The organism is Streptomyces sp. NBC_01320 (assembly GCF_035974375.1).
Classification (GTDB): Bacteria; Actinomycetota; Actinomycetes; order Streptomycetales; family Streptomycetaceae; genus Streptomyces; species Streptomyces yanii.
The window spans coordinates 2046271-2065375 of record NZ_CP108390.1 but is presented as its reverse complement, the minus strand read 5'-3'; the positions used below and the strand labels follow the sequence as shown (position 1 = coordinate 2065375).

The window sequence follows — 19105 nt, the reverse complement described above, 5'->3', positions numbered from 1 at the left end:
ACCGGACCCTTGAAGGACCTCATCCGCAGGTGCCGGCGCCCAGTTCATAGGCGCCGGGTGCGTGTTGTATGCTCGGTGAGAGAACGCCCGCGCAGACACCCGCGCAGGCGCCCGGGGATCCTCCGGATGCACCCTGCACGTTCCGCACAGGCCGATTCGCATGGCAGTGATCCCGTACCCAAGGCGGCCATCCTGCCGCCCGAGGAGCTCGCTCACCATCTGCGTCCCCGCGAAGTGGTGTTCCTGTGAGCACCCCGGCGGGCTACTTCGACGACCTGTACCGGGGCAAGGACGACCCCGGGCACCTGAAGGAGCGCTGGTATGAACAGCGCAAGTACGCACTGACCCTCGCCTCACTGCCCAGGCCCAAGTTGGGGAGCGCTTTCGAACCCGCTTGTTCGGTAGACGAGTTCTCGCGTCTCCTGGCTCCGCGATGCGAGCGGCTGCTCGCCGTCGACCGGGTCGGTCGCCTCCGTCTTGGGCACCGCCCGGCGCCGTGCTGAGCGTCTCGCGGACGCGGTCGGCGAAGAGCTCACCCGTCGCATCCTGCTGCAGCTGCCCGCGGGTTACGGGCTCCTCTTCGGCTGCCCCGAGCCGACCTGGGCGTCGCGCGGAACGATGGGCCGAGTCGTACCCCGGGGCAGGAGCGGGAGTCCGACGGCGAGCGCATGGGCGCGCTCCTTCAGGCGCCCATCGCCTCCGTCGCCTCTCGGGTGATCCGCTCGAACTCGGCGCCCATGGCCGCCGCCAGTGCCTGCGCGGCCGACATGGGGCGAACCATCACCATGAGGTCGTCGATCTTGCCGTCCTCGTCGAAGTGCAGGAAATCGCAGCCGTCGATCTCCCGGTCGCCAACCTTCGCCTTGAAGACGAGGGCGTGGTCGCGGCCGTCGGCCCCCGCTGTCTCGCGTACGTAATGGAAGTCGGTGAAGACTCGCGAGACTCCGCGCAGGATCGATGCGGTGATCGCCTTCCCGGGGTACGGCTTGAATGCCACAGGGCTGGTGAACACGACATTCTCGGCCAGCAGAGCCTCGATCGCGGCGTGGTCCTCGGCCTCGACCGCCTTGCGGAAGGGATGCATACCGGCGACCTCTCATAGGCAAATAGTTGATTAGGTGCAGATGTTAGGCTGCTGCCATGGCATTGCGCAATGCGGTACTCGCGGCACTTCTGGACGGCGAGGCCTCCGGGTACGACCTGGCCAAGGGATTCGACGCCTCGGTGGCCAATTTCTGGATGGCGACCCCGCAGCAGCTGTACCGGGAACTCGACCGGATGGAGTCCGACGGCCTGATCGAGGCCAGGCTCGTCCAGCAGGTGCGGCGTCCCAACAAGCGGCTGTTCTCCCTGACGGAGGCCGGACGCAAGGCCCTGCGCGACTTCACTGCCGAGCTGCCCAGGCCCACGGCCATCCGCGACGAGCTGATGGTCAAGGTGCACGCCATGGACGAAGGCGACCCCGACGCCGTGCGCGCGGCCATCACCGAGCGGCTGGAGTGGGCCAGGGCCAAGCTCGCCCGCTACGACCGGCTCCGGGACCGCCTGCTCGACGGGCGGACGGAGCAGGAGCACCTGGCCCACGCCGAGCGCATCGGCCCCTACCTCACCCTCATGCGGGGCCGGGCCTTCGAGCAGGAGAACATCACATGGGCCGAGCAGACACTGCGCGCCCTGGAACAGCGCACCGGCGTGTCCCGTTAGACCCGGCGTGTCCCGTCAGGCGGTGGGAGCGTCAGCGACGGCCGGGGGAGCAGTCATCCCGGGCGTGCTGCCCGCCACACGCGGAAGCCCCGCGCGGCGGCGTCGAGCAGGCGGCCGGCGCGCGAGTGCGCCCGGCCCGTGCAACGGCCCGGAGCCGTCGTCATTCCCCACGCCGCGCCGGTCCGCCGACGGCTGATCCAGGTGGCGCGCTCCCGGTGGGCCCGGGCTGCTACCGTTGGTCGGATCCCATCATCTTCATTTGCCCGTTCTTGCGGTTTGCCGGCTTCTGCGCCTGCCGGGAATTCCTCGATACGTGCCGCACATCGAGGAAGGCTCGTCATGAAGCACCCAGCTCGCACGGACACCCCGCAGGACGAGTCCGCCCTGGCGGAGACGATCACCCCGGCCCTGCCGGCGGCCGCGTCGTTCGCCGACCTGGATCTTCCGCCCGCCCTGCTGAAGACGCTCACCGGCCTCGGCGTGAACCACCCGTTCCCGATCCAGGCGGCCACACTGCCCAATTCCCTCGCGGGCCGGGACGTCCTGGGCCGGGGCCGGACCGGCTCGGGCAAGACCCTCGCTTTCGGTCTGGCTCTGCTCACGCGGATCGCCGGCAGGCGTGCGGAGCCGAAGCGGCCGCTCGGGCTGATCCTCGTACCGACCCGGGAGCTGGCCCAGCAGGTCGGCGAGGCGCTCACCCCGTACGCCCGGGAACTGAAGCTGCGAATGGCCACGGTGGTCGGCGGCATTTCGATCGGCAGGCAGGCCGGCGAACTGCGGGCCGGGGCCGAGGTCGTCGTCGCGACTCCCGGACGCCTGCACGACCTCATCGAGCGCAAGGACTGTCGCCTGGACCGGGTGCGCATCACCGTCCTGGACGAGGCCGACCAGATGTGTGACATGGGCTTCCTGCCCCAGGTCACCGAACTTCTCGACCAGGTGCGCCCCGACGGCCAGCGGATGCTGTTCTCCGCCACCTTGGACCGCGACGTCGACCTCCTGGTCCGCCGCTACCTCCACGACCCGGTGGTCCACTCGGTCGACCCGTCGGCAGGAGCGGTCACGACGATGGAACACCATGTACTGACCGTCCACGGCGCCGACCGGTATGCCGTCACGACCGAGATCGCGGCCCGGGACGGACGGGTGCTCCTGTTCCTGGACACCAAGCACGCGGTCGACCAGTTGACCAAGCACCTGCGGGCCAGCGGTGTCCGCGCCGCCGCGCTGCACAGCGGAAAGTCCCAGCCCCAGCGCACGCGCACCCTCGCGCAGTTCAAGAACGGTCAGGTCACCGCGCTCGTGGCCACCAATGTCGCCGCCCGGGGCCTGCACGTGGACGACCTCGACCTGGTGGTCAACGTCGATCCGCCCAGCGACCACAAGGACTATCTGCACCGGGCCGGGCGCACCGCCCGTGCCGGTGAATCCGGCAGCGTCGTCACTCTGGTCCTCTCGAATCAGCGCCGCGACATGAGCCGACTGATGGCCGACGCCGGCATTGCGCCGAAGATCACGAAGGTGCGCTCGGGCGAGGCGGAACTGAGTCGGATCACCGGTGCCCGTGTCCCGTCCGGCCTTCCTCTCGACGGTGGTCCTGCCGCGGCGCGTCCCGCCGGCGGCCATGCCCCGTTCCGTGGCATGGGCACAGCCCGGGGTGAGTCCGGGCGTGCCGCCGGCGGGTCCCGCCGCGGAGGCGAGGCCCGGAAGATGGCCGAGGCCCGCAAAGCCGCACGGGTGCGCCGCGGCTCGTAACTGCGCCGGGACCGGGGAGCGGACCGACGGCGGACGACGACCGGCTGAATGCGCGTGCCGAATCGCCGGAACATCGAGGCGTTCCGGCCGGCCCTGAGCCGCGTTCCGTCCCGACCGGCACGGCCACGCCGGAGGCGCTCATGCCGCCAGAGGCCGGTCCTCCGGCGCGATGGGGGCCGGCAGCACGGTGGAGCCACTCAGGTATCGGTCCGTCGCGGCCGCGGCGGACCGACCTTCCGCGATGGCCCACACCACGAGGGACTGGCCACGTCCTGCGTCACCGGCGATGAAGATCCCGTCCGTCCTGATGGGGACCGTCAGCTCGGCCTGCTCGGCCTGCTCGACCGTCTCGGCCGTGAAGGCGGAATTCCGGGCGAAGTTCCCCCGACCGTCCAGGGTGAGCCCGAGCTGCTTCATGAGACCGGTGCCCCGTTCGGGACCGTAGAAGCCGAGGGCGAGCAGGACCAGATCCGCCGGGATCAGCTGCTCGGTGCCCGGCCGCGGCCTTCTCACGACAGGTTCCACCTTCGCCAGGCGCAGTCCGCGCACGTGGCCGGCCCCGTCCCCTTCGAAACGGAGGGTGGCGGAGGCAAAGACTCTCGGATCCGCGCCCTTCCGCCCCCGGGCCTCCTCATGGGCATGGGAGATCCGATAGACCTTCGGATATATGGGCCACGGCTCGGTGTCCCGCCGGGTCTCGCCGGGCTCCGGATTGATATCCAGCTGCACCACGGAACTCGCGCCCTGGCGCAGGACGGTGCCGAGACAGTCCGAGCCGGTGTCCCCGCCGCCGATGATCACGACGTGCTTGCCCTCGGCGGTGACAGGAGGCGAGACGTAGTCGCCCTCCCTCACCCGATTCGCGAGGGTCAAGTAGTCCATGGCCTGATGAATGCCGTCCAGCTCGCGACCGGGGACGGGCAGCTCACGTTGTCCCCTGGCTCCTATCGCGACGACCACCGCGTCATGGCGTCTTCTGAGTTCGGTGGCGTCGAGATCGCTGCCGACGTCCACACCCGTGCGGAACTTGGTTCCCTCCGCCCGCATCTGCTCGATGCGGCAGTTCAGATGGTGCTTCTCCATCTTGAACGCGGGGATCCCGTAGCGCAGCAGCCCGCCGATGCGGTCCGCCCGTTCGTAGACGGCGACGGTGTGACCGATGCGGGTGAGCTGTTGCGCTGCCGCCAGTCCGGCGGGTCCGGAGCCGATGACGGCGACGGTCTTCCCGCTGAGCCGCTCGGGCGGTTGCGGTGCCGCGTACCCGCGCGCCCAGATTTGGTCGGCGATCGCCTGTTCGACGTTCTTGATCGTCACTGGATCGGCATTGATGGTGAGCACGCACGCGTCCTCGCACGGCGCCGGGCACAGCCGCCCGGTGAACTCCGGGAAGTTGTTCGTTGCGTGCAGGCGCTCGGCGGCGGCCCGCCAGTCGGCCCGTGCCGCGTAGGCGTTCCACTCGGGGATGAGGTTTCCCAGCGGGCAGCCGTGGTGGCAGAACGGTATGCCGCAGTCCATGCAGCGCCCGGCTTGCTCGGACACGAGTGGAAGGCGTGGCTGGCCCGCGTAGACCTCGTCCCAGTCGCTCAGCCGTTCATCGACGGGGCGCGCCGGGGCGGGCCGGCGGGGAACTTTGAGGAAGCCGAAAGGGTCGGTCATGCGCCGCCTCCGTCGCCCCTTGCGGTCTATCGGCGTTTCGGCCAGCCTACGCCTGCTTTCTACCGCTTTCATTGGCCTGTGGACTCCGGGACCCGTCCGGGCGGACCTGCGCGGCTCCTGTAATCAGGTCGTCGGCCGAGAACTCTCCGGGCACCCGGTTCCCCTTGAGGCAGTCGAGGTGGTGCTGCCGAACGTGTCGGAGGCGTCACCCGGCCTCGTCCGATACCTCATATCTCTCGCGTGCGAGGGCCTTCACGAGGGTCTCCCCGGCCTCGACGCCTCAGGTCAAGGTCTTCGCGGACTCCGGCTCCGTGGTCCCTGTCGTGGTGGCCTTGTCGAGACGCTTGCCGAGCAGGACGAACAGCAGGATGAGCCCAACGGTGAGCAGAGTGTGGCCCAGGCCGGCGATCCATGGCACGGCCTCGGGGACATGTTTGTCGAGCACTGTCTCGGTGCCGTGGACGCCCATCATGGTGACGGTGATCGCGATGCCCGCGTTGTAGAACCAGAAGAACGCGGTGAAGAGTTTCGTCCCGGACAGCTGGAACTGCTTGTCGAGGGCGAGGACGATGAGGAAGCCCAGCATGCCCAGGGCGAGCAAGTGGGTGTGCATGAGTGCCAGTTGTGTGTCGCCCCGAAAGTCGTGGGCCTTGGTGAACTCCCGGTGGAACAGTCCGGAGATCACTCCCAGAATCATGTAGACGTGTGCCGCTATGTACGACTTCCGCATCTCCGCGCCAGCCCCCTGCCGACCAAGTGCCGCCCCGACGAAAGTCATTGAAGCATTCCGGGTGGTAGTTGTCGGCCGGGTTCGAGAGAACGCACAAAGCCGGGTCGAGTGGACCTCGCCTGCCCCTGCATTGTTCCGGGGGTGTGCCGACCTCCCCGGCCCGGGCCGCAGCCCCGACCGGGCGCCGGGCTGCCGCGGTGTAGGCGCCGGAGCACCGCGCACCCCGACGGCGGCCACTTGATCCCCTGGGAAATCCCCGACGGCTGGGTCGCCGACCTGCGTCGCACCTTCCGCAGCCGGCGCTGAAGAGTCCCTCACAGGACCGGGCCCGGCCGGCACCCGAGGCGTCCGGACGGTCGGCACCCACCTGGTTTCGGGGGCCGGTCGAGGAAACGCGGCTCCTGAAACGAGAAGGCCGCGCAACGTGGCCGACCGGCGGGCACGCCACGGTTGCGCGCCGACACGTGGCCCGTGCTGGACGCGGCGGCCGCGACCGTGCGCGGGCCGAAGTTGCCCGGCACGCTGCCACTCCTGCACTGCCGGCGTGCGGTCCGGATTCTGCCTGGCCTCATCGCGGCAGGCGGAGACGGCTCGTCCTTCGATAGGGTGCCGTTCGACAGTGACAATCCCTGGGGGAGACCTGGGCTGATGAGTGGTCAGCAGCAGGACCGGAGCAGTTCCTAATTCGTGTGTAGGCGGTTCCAGATCAGCTCGTGGGTGAGCTGCTGGACTGTTGAAGCGGGTTGGGTTCGTAGCGGCCGCGTGGGCACCGGGCAGACTCCTGTCGGTTCCCGGCCCGTCGAGGCCTTATGAGAGAACGGTGGCGCCCGGTGTCTTCGGGCCGCTGCGGAACCCAACCCGGCCTCCCGTACGTAGATCGTTGTGGTGTGAGCCCGTCGCAGGGCGACCTCTTCGCTTCCTCCCGAGCCGCCGAGCTCTTCGTAAGACGGAGGCCCCTGCGGTGCGCTGGTGCCGCGAACGGCTAGTGAGATGGCGGACCGAAGAGTCCTGGAATTAGGTCGCCGCGTGGCCCGCACAGGCTCACCACCTGCGCACACAACAAGTGAATGGAGAACCGTGTGACCGTGTTCTGCGGGATCGACTGGGCCGAGAGTCACCATGACGTGGCTCTGGTCGATGACACCGGACAGCTGCTGGCCAAGCGCCGCATCACGGATGACACGGCGGGCTACCGGCTGCTGCTGGACCTGCTCGCCGAGTACGGCGACACCGCCGAGGAACCGATTCCCGTGGCCATCGAGACCGGGCGGGGTCTGCTCGTTGCCGCCCTGAACACCGGAACACGGCCGATCTACGCGATCAACCCCCTCGCCGCGGCCCGCTATCGCGACCGCCACAGTGTCTCGCGCAAGAAGTCCGACGCCGGCGATGCCCTGGTCCTGGCGAACATCCTGCGAACCGATGGACACGCGCACCGCCAGCTGCCCGCCGACACCGATCTCGCACGGGCGATCACTGTCCTCGCCCGTGCCCAGCAAGACGCGGTCTGGGCGCGTCAGCAGCTGGTCAACCAGGTCCGCTCGCTGCTGCGGGAGTTCTTCCCTGCCGCCCTGGACGCTTTCCTGGGCAAGCAGTACGGCCTGGCCCGCCCCGAGGCCCGCGCGGTGCTGACCTCGGCACCGACCCCGGCCAGGGCCGCCAGACTCACCCCGGCCCAACTGCGGGCGGCACTGAAACGCGCGGGCCGCACCCGGGGCATCGACGCCGAGGCCGATCGCCTGCGAACCATTTTCCGCGCTGACTACGCCCACCAGCCGCAGGCCGTCGAGGATGCCATGGGCTATCAACTTCTGGCATTGATACGCCAGTTGCACGCAGCCTGCCTGGCCGCCGAGGAACTCGCGACGGCGGTGGAGGAACATTTTCGCCGGCACCCGGACGCTGAGATCCTCCTCAGCTTTCCCGGCCTGGGAGTACAGCTCGCCGCCCGGGTGCTCGCCGAGATCGGAGACGACCGCAGCCGCTTCGCTGACGCCCGCGCTTTGAAGGCCTACGCGGGATCGGCTCCCATCACTCGCGCTTCGGGCAAGAAACGCTACGTCGGACGGCGCTTCATCAAGAACGACCGACTGATCACCGCTGGATTTCTCTGGGCCTTCTCCTCGCTGAGAGCCTCTTCTGGGGCTGACACGCACTACCGCCGACGACGCGAGCACGGGGACTGGCATGCCCAGGCCCAGCGGCACCTGTTCAACCGCATGATCGGCCAGCTCTACCACTGCTTGCAGACCGGACAACTCTTCGACGAACAGCATGCCTTCACCTCCTCGGCAGCGGTGTTGACCGTCGCAGCTTGACTTCTTAGGCACGTGAGATGTCTCTCAGGTTTCCGGCCGCTCGGGGAGACGACCCGACCACCATCGCCGGATACCGGCTGGCCGCCAACCTCGGCGCGGGCGGCATGGGCAAGGTGTATCTGTCGTACACGCCCGGCGGGCGGCCGGTGGCGATCAAGGTGATTCGCCCCGAATTCGGGCAGGACCCCGAGTTTCGGCGACGGTTCGCCCAGGAGGTCCAGTCTGCGCAGCGGGTGCAGGGCTTGTTCACCGCGCCCGTCATCGACGCCGACACCGACGGTGCGCAGCCCTGGCTGGCTACCGCGTAAGTACCGGGCCCGTCGCTCGCCGGTGCGGTCGTCGCGCACGGGGCGCTGCCTGTCGAGACGGTACTGCTGCTCATCGCCGGCATGGCCGAGGCCCTGCACGTCATCCACGGCGCGGGCATCGTGCACCGCGATCTCAAGCCGTCCCATGTGTTGCTCGCCGCGGACGGGCCGCGCGTCATCGACTTCGGTATCGCCTACGCCGCCGACGCGACCTCCCTCACCGGCAGCGGCGTGACCATCGGCACCCCCTCGTTCAATGGCCCCCGAGCAGGCCGCGGGGCGCAGGGTGACCTCGGCCACCACCGACATCTTCGCGCTCGGCCAGGTCGCGGCGTACGCGGCGACGGCGGTCGAGCCGGTCCTCGGGTCTGCGCGGCGCGGTCCGGGCGGCCGCAGCCGCGCCCACGTCCTCGGCTGGACACAGCAGGCGGCCTACCGCATGGGTCGGCGCCGATGCACCACTGCGCCGGTCCTGCGGGCGAAGCAGTCACTGCACATGACGCACGTCAGCGCAGCACGGAACGCGCGATGCGGAATCCTACGTCGTCGATCCGGAAGGTCGGGTGGCTGCGGCGCCGCACCGAGGCCCGGCAGCTCCAGTGCTCGTCGAACCAGCCACCGCCACGCAGGACCCGATAGCTGCCGTAGACCTCGGCATCGTAGATGTCCCAGCACCACTCCCACACGTTGCCCAACATGTCGTACATGCCCCACGCGTTGGGCTGCTTGCCACCCACGTCGTGAATCCGCTCGCGGGAGTTCCCACGGTGCCAGGCGATCTCGTCGAGCTGCCCGTACCGCGCGTCGGCCGTACCGGCACGACATGCGTGTTCCCACTCGGCCTCGGTCGGCAGCCGATACCCGTCAGCAGATGCGTCCCACTCGATGCCATCGACGTCAGTGCGGAGGCGATAGGCGGCTGCCAACCCCTCATGCTGGGAAAGGGTGTTGCAGAATCGGACCGCGTCCCACCAGGACACGCCTTCGACGGGCAACTGGTCGCCTTGCGCGCTGCTCGGACGCTGACCGGTGACCTGCGCATAGTGCGCCTGAGTGATCGGGAACGCGGCCAACCGATAGGGCGCGAGCTCGGTCGACCAGCTCCGCTGCGTTCGCCGGTCCGACAGCGTCACCCGCCCCGGCGGAACGGCGATCAACTCGATTCCTGCGTTCATGTCCATAAGCAGGCGATCATACTGAGGCGTGATCGTCGTTGCCTCGGAGCTGCCCGCAGGGTGAGCTGCGGAATTTCGGGAACCGATGTTGGCCGACACCGGCTCTGCCGAGTAAGGGACTTCAGCTGGACGGGGACGGTGTCAGGTGGCAACGAATGCGGTTGTCTCAGCGGAACAGTCCACGCGAACCGGCGTCATCGCCCACGTGAGGACAGGTCGATGAGCCGGCCCCGGCCGGCAACGGTGGCGCAACCCGCAACCCGCAACCCGCAACCCGCAACCCGCAACACGTCACGCTCAGCCCAAGCCGGATCGGCGCCGCCCGCGCCGCCCCCGTCCTCAACGGAGTCTGCAAGTGATCATCTTGGGCACTGGTGAACTCGGGCTCTCACAGACGAACATGGAACGCAGGAGTGATCAGCCCGGACGATGGCATCGGCTCCGCAACGTCTGTGGCGTGGGGCGGGCTCCGGAGCGGACACGACGCGGCACCACACCGACAAGCGACGGCAGATCGGTGCCCCCGCACCCGAGGGCAGTCAAAGGGACGTCGGACGAGGCGATGTTCGTGCCGTTCCCGGTTTGCCGAGAACGTTGCGGATGCGAGTGGCCACGTGCAGGTTGAGCCGGGTCTCGACATCGCTGAGATCGTGGTCGGTGATCTCGCGGATGCGCCGGAGACGGTAGCGCACGGTGCTTCGGTGGATCTGGAGAACGTCGGCGGTGGTGTCGTAGCTGCCGCCGCTCTCCAGGTAGCGCGAGAGCGTGGTGACCAAGTCGGTGTGGTGTCGGGCGTCGTACTCCAGAAGAGCTCCGAGCCATTCCCTGACGAAGCGGTCGGTCTCCCGTTCGCCGTCCCCGGTTCCCATCATGCGGCAGATGCCGATGTCCTCGAAGCTGGTGCTGCCGTGCGGTTCCGGAGATCTGCGCCGTACGGTGAGAGCTCGGACGGCCCCGTCGTAGGAGTGCGGCAGATCGGTGAAGAGGTCGCAGCGGCTGCCGATGCCGACGGCCCCGGTTGCCGTGCCGAGGTCCTGCGCCACGGCTCGGTACAAGGCATCCCCGGGATCGGGACCCGCCACCAGGACGACGGTGGTGGTCCCGCGGGCACCGATGAGCACATCCAGTCCCAGGCGCTCGGCCGCCCGCGCGACGGCGTCGTCCAGCGTCACCTCCTCCGCTGCTCCGTCCCACTGCAGCACGGCGATGCGGTGCGGCCCGTGAAGGTCGTGACCGAGGGCGGCCGCATGGACGAACACGCCGTCGGTCGCCTCACCGGAGATCAGCCTTTCGACCAGGTCGTGGCGCAGCCTCGGCTCCAGCTCGGCGAGAGCGCGCTCGTGGGAGAGCTCGGGGGCCAGGGCCAGGCCCGTCTCCTCCAGCGCCGCGGTGTCCAGCTTCCCCGCCCGTCGGTCGGGATCCACCAGGGCGACCAGTCCGAGCAGGTCGCCCGCCGCCTCGATGGGGACGACCAGTCGGTCCCGGTCGCGGACGGCGCCCTGCCGTCGCCGCACCTGCCGCAGCAACTCGTCTCGGGACCGGTGCGCCGATCCGGGGCGCGATCCGCCGCGGTCGGGGCCTGCCCACGCCCGCAGATTGCCGAACGGATCCTCGGTCAGTGCGGAGAATCCCGTGTGATCGTGCAGGGCCCGGAGCATCCCCTGTTCACCCTTGCCGGACGCCCCGACACGGGTGAGGGCTCGGTGAAAGGCGTTCTGGTACGAAAGGGCGGACACGGTGGCGCTGAGATCGACCCCCGGTCCGGGTTCCTCCGCGGTCGGCCACTGTTCCTTCTCGCCGCGGGCGGACTTCTCCCATGGCCGGCCCAGTCCCGCGAGTGCGGCTGCGGCCTGCCGGGCGAGGAGCTCGGCATCGGCGGCCTCCTCGGCCGAGGGAGTGTCCAGTATGCGAACGACGAGGTAGCCGAGACATCGCCCGCGGTGGCGCAGCGCCAATGCCCACAGGCAGTGTCCGTCCTGGTCGTCCCAGCGCCCGCTGCGGCCCTCCAGCGCAGCGATCCACCGGTCGACGCCGTCGGCGGCCGTCGGTTCGTCGCCCGTCACGGCGGGCTCGGCCGCCGTGGCGTTCACCGCCACGGTGCCCGGCGGGGAATGACCGGAGCCGGCCGTGGAACACCGGCGACACCGCTGCGCGACGCCGTGGTGGGCCGCATAGGCCGCTTCTGCCGCGAACGGCCCGGTGACGGCGATCGCCGCCATGGCCGCCCACACCACCTCACGTTCGTCGGTGGCGTCGAACATCGCCGTCGTGAGACGGAGGAACGTGTGCCGGCCGGCCCAGCGCTGCGGGATCGGGCGCGCACCACGCACTGTCGATGATCCGGAGCGGACAGCATCCATCGGAGATCCATTCGTGTCTCGACACAGCAGCTCTCCGCCTTTCACGCTACGCCGTCCGACGCAGGGCCACCTCAGCCGGCCCCGCGGGCGCCCTGACCTCACGGGACGGGCGGGCCTGCCCGGATTGGTCCTGCCGGGGCAGGGAAACGGGTGCGCCACCGCGCCACCCTTTCCTCATGTGGGGCCGCGAGCGGGATCGTGATCCCGGCAGCCGCGGCGTTCGGTCAGTGCCGCGACGGAGGAGAATCCCATGGCCAAGGCAGTAGGCATCGACCTCGGTACCACCAACTCGGTCATCGCGGTCTGGGAGGGCGGTGAGCCCACCGTGATCCCGAATGCCGAGGGAGCCAGGACCACCCCCTCGGTGGTCGCCTTCACCGACACCGGCGAGCGCCTGGTCGGACAGTTGGCACGCCGGCAGTCGATCCTCAACCCCAAGGGCACCATCACCTCCGCGAAGCGGTTCATCGGACGTCGCTTCGACGAGGTCCCCGAGGAGGCCAAGGCGGTCTCCTTCGACGTGGTCGAGGGACCGGGCGGGGTGGCCCGCTTCGAGGTGCACGGCAAGCAGTACGCGCCGGAGGAGATCAGCGCGCAGGTGCTGCGCAAGCTGGCCGAGGACGCGGGGAGGTCACTCGGAGAGCGGGTGACAGAGGCTGTCATCACCGTACCCGCCTACTTCAACGACGCTCAGCGACAGGCCACGAAGGACGCGGGAAAGATCGCCGGTCTGGAAGTTCTGCGGATCATCAACGAGCCGACCGCGGCAGCCCTGGCCTACGGTCTGGACAAGAAGGGCCATGAGACAGTCCTGGTCTTCGACCTCGGCGGTGGCACCTTCGATGTCAGCATCCTCGACGTCGGCGACGGTGTGGTGGAGGTTCGGTCCACGGCCGGCGACTCCCACCTGGGCGGCGACGACTTCGACCGCCGACTGGTGGACCATCTGGCGGACGCGTTCCAGAAGACCGAGGGCATCGACCTGCGCAAGGACCCGCAGGCCCTGCAGCGCCTGTTCGAGGCGGCCGAGAAGGCGAAGACCGAACTGAGTTCGGTCACCCAGACCCAGGTGAGTCTGCCGTTCGTCACGGCGGATGCCTCCGGGCCCAAACACCTCACCGAGACCGTTCGCCGCTCCACCTTCGACCAGATCACTGCGGATCTGGTGGAGCGCTGCCTGGCCCCGGTCAAGCAGGCGATGGGCGACGCGAAGATCAGTGACAACGACATCGACGAGGTCATCCTTGTGGGTGGCTCGACGCGTATGCCGGCGGTGCAGGCTCTGGTACGGCGCCTGACCGGCGGCAAGGACCCCAACATGAGCGTCAATCCGGACGAGGTGGTGGCGCTGGGCGCCGCAGTTCAGGCCGGGGTGCTCAAGGGCGAGGTCAAGGACGTCCTCCTGCTGGACGTCACTCCGCTCTCGCTGGGCGTGGAGACCGCGGGCGGCGTCATGACGAAGATCATCGAACGGAACACCACCATCCCCGCCCGACGGTCCGAGGTCTTCTCCACGGCCGAGGACAACCAGCCGGCCGTCGACATCGTGGTGCTCCAGGGCGAACGCGAACTGGCCGCCGACAACAGGGTGCTGGGCCGCTTCAGGCTGGAGAACCTCAGGCCCGCCCCCCGCGGGCAGACCCAGATCGAAGTCACCTTCGACATCGACGCCAACGGCATCCTCAAGGTCAGCGCCAAGGACAAGGACACCGGCGCCGAACAGTCGATCACGATCAGCGAGGGATCCAACCTCGACCAGGCCGAGGTCGATCGGATGATCGAGGAGGCCGAGCGCAACCGCACCGCCGACCAGGCGCTGCGCCAGGCCGTCGACGCCCGTAACGAACTCGACGCCGCCGCGTATCAGGTGGAGCGGCGGCTGGAAGAACTCGGTGACGCCGCGCCACAGCACGAGCGCGCCCGCGCCGAAATGGTCATCGAGGAGGCGCGTACCGCCGTCAAGGAGGAGGCGCCCGTGGACCGCGCCCGCGCCGTCAGCTCCGAACTCCAGCAGATCTACGCCGCACTGGCCACCCACTCCGCCGCGGCGGCACAGACCGCGGACCAGGGCGCAACGTCCGCCTCGGGCCGGCCGTCCGGTGGCGACGACGACGTCATCGACGCCGAGTTCGATCGGGGCTGAGGTGACGTCATGTCGGAACATGACCAGGCACCTCCCGCCGAGGACGCAGTTCGGACGGAGCGTCCGCAGGAAGAGGCACCCGCACCACAGGGCCCGTCGGACCTCGAGGCCGAGGAGCTGGAGGACCGGTGGCGGCGCGCACTCGCCGATCTGGACAACCTCCGCAAGCGGTATGCCCGCGACCGCCCCCGGGAGCTGGAGGCGGAACGAGCCAGGGCCACGGCCGCCTGGCTCCCGGTCGTCGACAACCTCGAACTGGCCCTCGCCCACGCCGACGCGGACCCCGAGACGATCGTCCGTGGTGTGCAGGCGGTACGCGATCAGGCCCTGGACGTCCTGAGGAGCCTCGGCTATCCGCGCCACGACGAGACCGGTGTCCCCTTCGATCCCGTGCTGCACGAGGTGGTCACCGTGGTCGAGGACCCGGAGACCGCCCCGGGCACCGTCGTCCAGGTGCTGCGACCCGGCTACGGCGACCCCGACCGCCAACTGCGACCGGCGGCGGTAGCGGTCAGCCGAAAGCAGGAGTAAGCCGCCATGGCACGCGACCCCTACGAGGTGCTGGGCGTCCCCCGGACCGCCGACGCGGCCGAGATCCAGCAGGCATTCCGTACCCTGGCCCGCCGTCACCACCCGGATGTCAACAAGGATCCGGCCGCCGAGGAGCGCTTCAAGGAGATCAACGAGGCGTACGGAGTCCTCTCCGACCCCGATACCCGGGCCAGGTACGACCGGTTCGGCGCCGACTTCCGGCAGATCCCGGAGGACTACGACGAGCGGGTCGCGGCAGCACAGGGCTTCCGCGGGGCCGGAGCGTACCGCGGCGGACCCTTCCAGGGAGGCCGGGGCGCGGGCCGCGGAGGCGCCCGGGTCCGGACGGAAGGGGACTTCGACACCGCCGGCTTCGACTTCGAGGACCTCTTCGGGAGCGTGTTCGGCGGCCGGGCGGGCCGCGGGCCGGGGCCGGTACCCGGTGCCGACCAGGAGGCCGAGCTCACCCTCACCGTGGAAGAGGCCTACCGCGGCGGTCGGCGGAAGATCACCCTGGGTGGCCCGGGCGTGGAGCGCAGCTATGACGTGAACATCCCCGCGGGCGTCGTCGACGGGCAGCGCATCAGGCTCGCGGGGGAGGGAGGCCGGGGCCGCGGTCAAGGCGCCGCGGGGGACCTCTACCTGGTGGTCCGTATCGCCCCTCACCCCCGGTACCGGCTCACCGGTCGCGACATCCACGTCGATCTGCCGGTCACCCCCTGGGAGGCCGTCCTGGGGGCGACCGTGCCGGTCACCGGCCCCGGCGGCACCGCGAAGGTCCACATCCCCCCGGGCACCTCCACCGGCCGGCGACTGCGGCTGCGCGGGGAGGGGATGCCCCACCCCAAGGGATCCGCCGGTGACCTCTACGCCGAGATCCAGGTGATCGTGCCCTCGTCACCGAGCCCGCGTGAACGCGAGTTGTTCGAGGAGCTGGCAGGGGTCTCGACCTTCGACCCGAGGAAGCAGGCATGAGTGACGATCAGCGTTCTCCCGCCGAAGAGGCCGCGCACGGCCGTGCCGTCGCCCAGTATCCCCTGGTCCGGATCTGCCGGATCACTCCCTACGAGCTGTCCCTGGCCGGAGTCGCCCGACGCAGCGGCCTGTCGCCCGACCTGGTCCGCCGCTTCGTAGCCCTCGGGCTGCTGGACGCCGAGCGGGACGCCCACGGGCGACTGTGGTTCCGTACCACCGCACCGTCGGCCATCGCCCGCGTGCAGCGACTGCGGACCGGTCTGTCGCTCAACTACGCGGCCGTCGGAGTCGTGCTGGACCTGCTCGACCGTATCGAGCATCTGGAGAGGGCGTTGCGGCGCAGTCAACGAGCCGCCGAGGAGCGAACGTCATGGACATGAACCGCCTCACGCAGAAGTCCCAGGAAGCGCTGCAGGAAGCGCAGAGCGTGGCGGTGCGGCTCGGCCAGAACGAGGTCGACGGGGAGCATCTGCTGCTGGCGTTGCTCGACCAGCAGGACGGCCTGACGACCCGGCTGCTCGCAGGAGCCGGCGCCGACCCGGCCGCGCTGCGAGGCGCCGTCGAAGCGGATCTCGCCAAGCGCCCGCGCACCACCGGACCGGGCGCCGCCCCCGGCCAGGTGATGGTCACCCAGCGCCTCGCCCGATTGCTCGACACGGCGGAGCAGGAGGCCAAACGCCTCAAGGACGAATACGTTTCGACCGAGCACCTGGTTCTGGCCCTGGTGGACGAGGGCTCGGCCACCGCCGTCGGTCGACGGCTCGCCGAACAGGGCGTCACCAAGGACACCTTCCTCGGCGCCCTCACCCAGGTGCGTGGCCACCAGAGGGTTACCTCCGCCAACCCGGAAGCCGCCTACGAGGCTCTGGAGAAGTACGGCCGCGACTTGGTCGTGGAGGCCCGCACCGGTCGGCTCGACCCGGTGATCGGCCGGGACGCAGAGATCCGGCGGGTGATCCAGATCCTCAGCCGCAAGACCAAGAACAACCCCGTTCTGATCGGCGAACCCGGCGTCGGAAAGACCGCCATCGTCGAGGGTCTGGCCCAGCGGATCGTGCGCGGTGACGTACCGGAGGGGCTGCGGGACAAGACGGTGTTCTCGCTCGACATGGGCTCGCTGGTGGCCGGAGCCAAGTACCGCGGCGAGTTCGAGGAACGCCTCAAGGCCGTCCTGGCGGAGGTCAAGGGTGCCGAGGGCTCGATCCTGCTCTTCGTCGACGAACTGCACACCGTCGTCGGTGCCGGCGCCGCCGAGGGCGCCATGGACGCGGGCAACATGCTCAAGCCGATGCTGGCCCGCGGCGAGCTGCACATGATCGGCGCCACCACGCTGGAGGAGTACCGCAAGCACGTCGAGTCCGATGCCGCCCTGGAACGCCGTTTCCAGACCGTCCTCGTGGACGAGCCGACCGTCGAGGACGCGATCTCCATCCTGCGTGGGATCCGCGAGCGCCTGGAGATCTTCCACGGCGTCAAGATCCAGGACGGCGCGCTGGTCGCCGCCGCCACCCTCAGCCACCGCTACATCAGCGACCGCTTTCTCCCCGACAAGGCCATCGACCTGGTCGACGAGGCGTGCGCGCGACTGCGCACCGAGATCGACTCCATGCCGGCCGAACTGGACGAACTCACCCGTCGGGTGACCCGGCTGGAGATCGAGGAGGCGGCCCTGGCCGAGGAGACCGACCCGGCAAGCCGTGCCCGCCTGGACGACCTGCGCCGTGAACTGGCCGACCTGCGGGGCGAGGCGGACGCCAAACATGCCCAGTGGGAGGCCGAACGCCAGGCCATCCGCCGTGTCCAGGAACTGCGTCAGGAACTGGAACGTGCCCGGCAGGAGGCCGAGGAGGCCGAACGCGCCTACGACCTGAACCGCGCCGCCCAGCTGCGCTACGGCACCATCAGCGAGCTCGAACGCCGCCTTGCCGCCGAAGAGGAGCAACTCGCCGTGAAACAGGGCGAGACACGGCTGCTCCGCGAGGTGGTCACCGCCGAAGAGATCGCCGAGATCGTCTCCGCCTGGACCGGCATCCCCGTCACTCGGCTCCAGGAAGGCGAACGGCAGAAACTGCTGCGCCTGGACGAGATCCTGCGCGAGCGGGTCATCGGCCAGGACGAGGCCGTACAACTGGTCGCCGACGCGGTGATCCGGGCTCGTTCCGGAGTGCGCGACCCGCGCCGGCCGATCGGCTCGTTCATCTTTCTGGGCCCCACAGGCGTCGGAAAGACCGAGCTGGCGAAGACCCTCGCCGCCGCACTCTTCGACAGCGAGAGCAACATGATCCGCCTCGACATGAGCGAGTACCAGGAGAGGCACACCGTGAGCCGCCTCGTCGGCGCACCTCCTGGATACGTCGGTTACGAGGAGGGCGGCCAGCTCACCGAGGCAGTGCGCCGCAAGCCGTACTCGGTCGTCCTCTTCGACGAGATCGAGAAGGCCCACACCGACGTCTTCAACACGCTGCTCCAGGTCCTGGACGACGGCAGGATCACCGATGCCCAGGGGCGAACCGTCGACTTCCGTAACACAGTCGTCATCATGACCTCGAACCTCGGATCCCCGTACCTGCTCGAGGACGCCACCGACGCCGGCGAGATCAAGCCCGAGGTAAGGGAACTCGTGATGGGCGAGCTCAACAGCCACTTCCGGCCCGAATTCCTCAACCGGGTCGACGACATCGTCCTGTTCCACCCGCTCGGCCTGGCGCAGATCGAACGCATTGTCGACCTGCTCCTCGACGAGCTGCGCCGTCGTCTCGCCGACCAGCGCATCTCCCTCGTCCTCACCGAACCGGCCCGCCGCCTCATCGCCGCCGAAGGCTACGACCCGGTCTACGGCGCCCGTCCGCTGCGCCGCTTCATCTCCCACGAGGTCGAGACCAGGATCGGCCGCGCGCTGCTCAGCGGCGAGGCGACCGAGGGCGTGACGATCCTGGTCGACGCCCAGGACGACGAACTGACCTTCACCCTCCAGGACGAGCCGCAGGAGTCGTCATGAGCGCCTCCCCGGTCAGTCACACCGTCCGCTGCGGCACCTGCGGCAGGACCAACCGTGTGCCCGCCGCCGCACAGGGCCGCCCCCGGTGCGGCAACTGCCGAGCTCCGCTGCCCTGGATCGCCGAAGCGGGGTACTCCGATTTCGGCACCGTCGCCGAGCAGGCCGGTCTGCCGGTCCTCGTCGATCTCTGGGCCACCTGGTGCGGCCCCTGCCGGATGGTCAGCCCCGCTCTGGAGAAGGTCGCCAACGACCTGGCCGGCCGGATCAAACTCGTGAAGGTCGACATCGACAAGTCACCGGCACTCGCCCGGCGCTTCGAGGTCCAGGCCGTCCCCACCCTGCTGGTCCTCGACCGGGGCCGGCCCATCGCCCGCCAGGCGGGCGCGGCGTCGGCTCCGGTGCTGCGCCAGTGGGTGGAGCAGGCACTGACGGGCAGCGCCCAGCCCACCTGA

16 protein-coding genes and 1 pseudogene are annotated in these 19105 nt (G+C 69.5%); 12 read left to right on the top strand and 5 right to left on the bottom strand.

The genetic code is table 11. The features are described from left to right. Positions 1–126: 126 nt before the first annotated feature. Both OG395_RS09865 and OG395_RS09860 read left to right on the top strand, forming a co-directional pair. Positions 127–249 (top strand): hypothetical protein, encoded by a 123-nt coding sequence (locus OG395_RS09865; RefSeq protein WP_327242540.1) that lies wholly within the window; start codon positions 127–129, stop codon positions 247–249. Further along, the gene (locus tag OG395_RS09860) at positions 246–503 is read left to right on the top strand and encodes a hypothetical protein (protein ID WP_327242539.1); all 258 of its coding nucleotides are present in this window, start codon (positions 246–248) and stop codon (positions 501–503) included. Before OG395_RS09865 ends, OG395_RS09860 begins: the two co-directional genes overlap by 4 nt. A 179-nt stretch (positions 504–682) precedes the next feature. Here the strand turns inward: OG395_RS09860 and OG395_RS09850 are convergent, their stop codons facing one another. Beyond that, the gene (locus OG395_RS09850) at positions 683–1084 is read right to left on the bottom strand and encodes a nuclear transport factor 2 family protein (protein ID WP_327242538.1); all 402 of its coding nucleotides are present in this window, start codon (positions 1082–1084) and stop codon (positions 683–685) included. A 56-nt stretch (positions 1085–1140) separates the two neighbouring features. Here OG395_RS09850 and OG395_RS09845 point away from each other — a divergent pair, with 56 nt between their 5' ends. Further along, the gene (locus tag OG395_RS09845; protein WP_327242537.1) at positions 1141–1704 is read left to right on the top strand and encodes a PadR family transcriptional regulator; all 564 of its coding nucleotides are present in this window, start codon (positions 1141–1143) and stop codon (positions 1702–1704) included. Positions 1705–2043: 339 nt separating this feature from the next. Next, on the top strand, positions 2044–3459 hold the full coding sequence (locus tag OG395_RS09840; RefSeq protein ID WP_327242536.1) for a DEAD/DEAH box helicase: 1416 nt from the start codon (positions 2044–2046) through the stop codon (positions 3457–3459). 138 nt (positions 3460–3597) lie between these two features. Here OG395_RS09840 and OG395_RS09835 read toward each other — a convergent pair whose 3' ends face one another. Both OG395_RS09835 and OG395_RS09830 read right to left on the bottom strand, forming a co-directional pair. Beyond that, positions 3598–5115 carry a glutamate synthase subunit beta gene (locus OG395_RS09835; protein WP_327242535.1) on the bottom strand — a complete coding sequence of 506 codons (1518 nt, stop codon included), beginning with the start codon at positions 5113–5115 and terminating at the stop codon, positions 3598–3600. Positions 5116–5395: 280 nt separating this feature from the next. Next, positions 5396–5845 (bottom strand): DUF2871 domain-containing protein, encoded by a 450-nt coding sequence (locus OG395_RS09830; protein WP_327242534.1) that lies wholly within the window; start codon positions 5843–5845, stop codon positions 5396–5398. A 1067-nt stretch (positions 5846–6912) separates the two neighbouring features. Here OG395_RS09830 and OG395_RS09825 point away from each other — a divergent pair. Together OG395_RS09825 and OG395_RS09820 are read left to right on the top strand one after the other, a co-directional pair. Continuing rightward, positions 6913–8163: an IS110 family transposase gene (locus OG395_RS09825; protein WP_327241299.1), complete on the top strand. Its 1251-nt coding sequence runs from the start codon at positions 6913–6915 to the stop codon at positions 8161–8163. Between the two features lie 17 nt (positions 8164–8180). Continuing rightward, positions 8181–8838 (top strand): annotated as a pseudogene (locus OG395_RS09820) (serine/threonine-protein kinase); the annotation flags it as partial. A 139-nt stretch (positions 8839–8977) separates the two neighbouring features. Here the strand turns inward: OG395_RS09820 and OG395_RS09815 are convergent. Together OG395_RS09815 and OG395_RS09810 are read right to left on the bottom strand one after the other, a co-directional pair. Beyond that, entirely contained in the window at positions 8978–9652 is a 675-nt protein-coding gene (locus OG395_RS09815) for a formylglycine-generating enzyme family protein (protein ID WP_327249299.1), read from the bottom strand. A gap of 533 nt (positions 9653–10185) precedes the next feature. Further along, positions 10186–12006, bottom strand: coding sequence for a PucR family transcriptional regulator (locus OG395_RS09810; protein ID WP_327242533.1), 1821 nt, complete (start codon positions 12004–12006; stop codon positions 10186–10188). A 250-nt stretch (positions 12007–12256) separates the two neighbouring features. On the opposite strand from OG395_RS09810, the gene dnaK reads away from it, so the two are divergent. The 6 genes from dnaK to trxA are packed head-to-tail and all read left to right on the top strand — an operon-like array spanning position 12257 to position 19105. Beyond that, positions 12257–14149 (top strand): molecular chaperone DnaK, encoded by a 1893-nt coding sequence (gene dnaK, locus OG395_RS09805; RefSeq protein ID WP_327242532.1) that lies wholly within the window; start codon positions 12257–12259, stop codon positions 14147–14149. 9 nt (positions 14150–14158) lie between these two features. Beyond that, positions 14159–14680 carry a nucleotide exchange factor GrpE gene (locus OG395_RS09800; protein ID WP_327242531.1) on the top strand — a complete coding sequence of 174 codons (522 nt, stop codon included), beginning with the start codon at positions 14159–14161 and terminating at the stop codon, positions 14678–14680. A 6-nt stretch (positions 14681–14686) separates the two neighbouring features. Then, complete coding sequence (locus tag OG395_RS09795) at positions 14687–15655, top strand: DnaJ C-terminal domain-containing protein (protein ID WP_327242530.1); 969 nt, start codon at positions 14687–14689, stop codon at positions 15653–15655. Next, positions 15652–16035: a chaperone modulator CbpM gene (locus OG395_RS09790; RefSeq protein ID WP_327242529.1), complete on the top strand. Its 384-nt coding sequence runs from the start codon at positions 15652–15654 to the stop codon at positions 16033–16035. The genes OG395_RS09795 and OG395_RS09790 overlap by 4 nt, the downstream gene beginning before the upstream one ends. Next, positions 16026–18653 carry an ATP-dependent chaperone ClpB gene (clpB, locus tag OG395_RS09785; protein WP_327242528.1) on the top strand — a complete coding sequence of 876 codons (2628 nt, stop codon included), beginning with the start codon at positions 16026–16028 and terminating at the stop codon, positions 18651–18653. Before OG395_RS09790 ends, clpB begins: the two co-directional genes overlap by 10 nt. Continuing rightward, positions 18650–19105 (top strand): thioredoxin, encoded by a 456-nt coding sequence (gene trxA / locus OG395_RS09780; RefSeq protein ID WP_327242527.1) that lies wholly within the window; start codon positions 18650–18652, stop codon positions 19103–19105. The genes clpB and trxA overlap by 4 nt, the downstream gene beginning before the upstream one ends.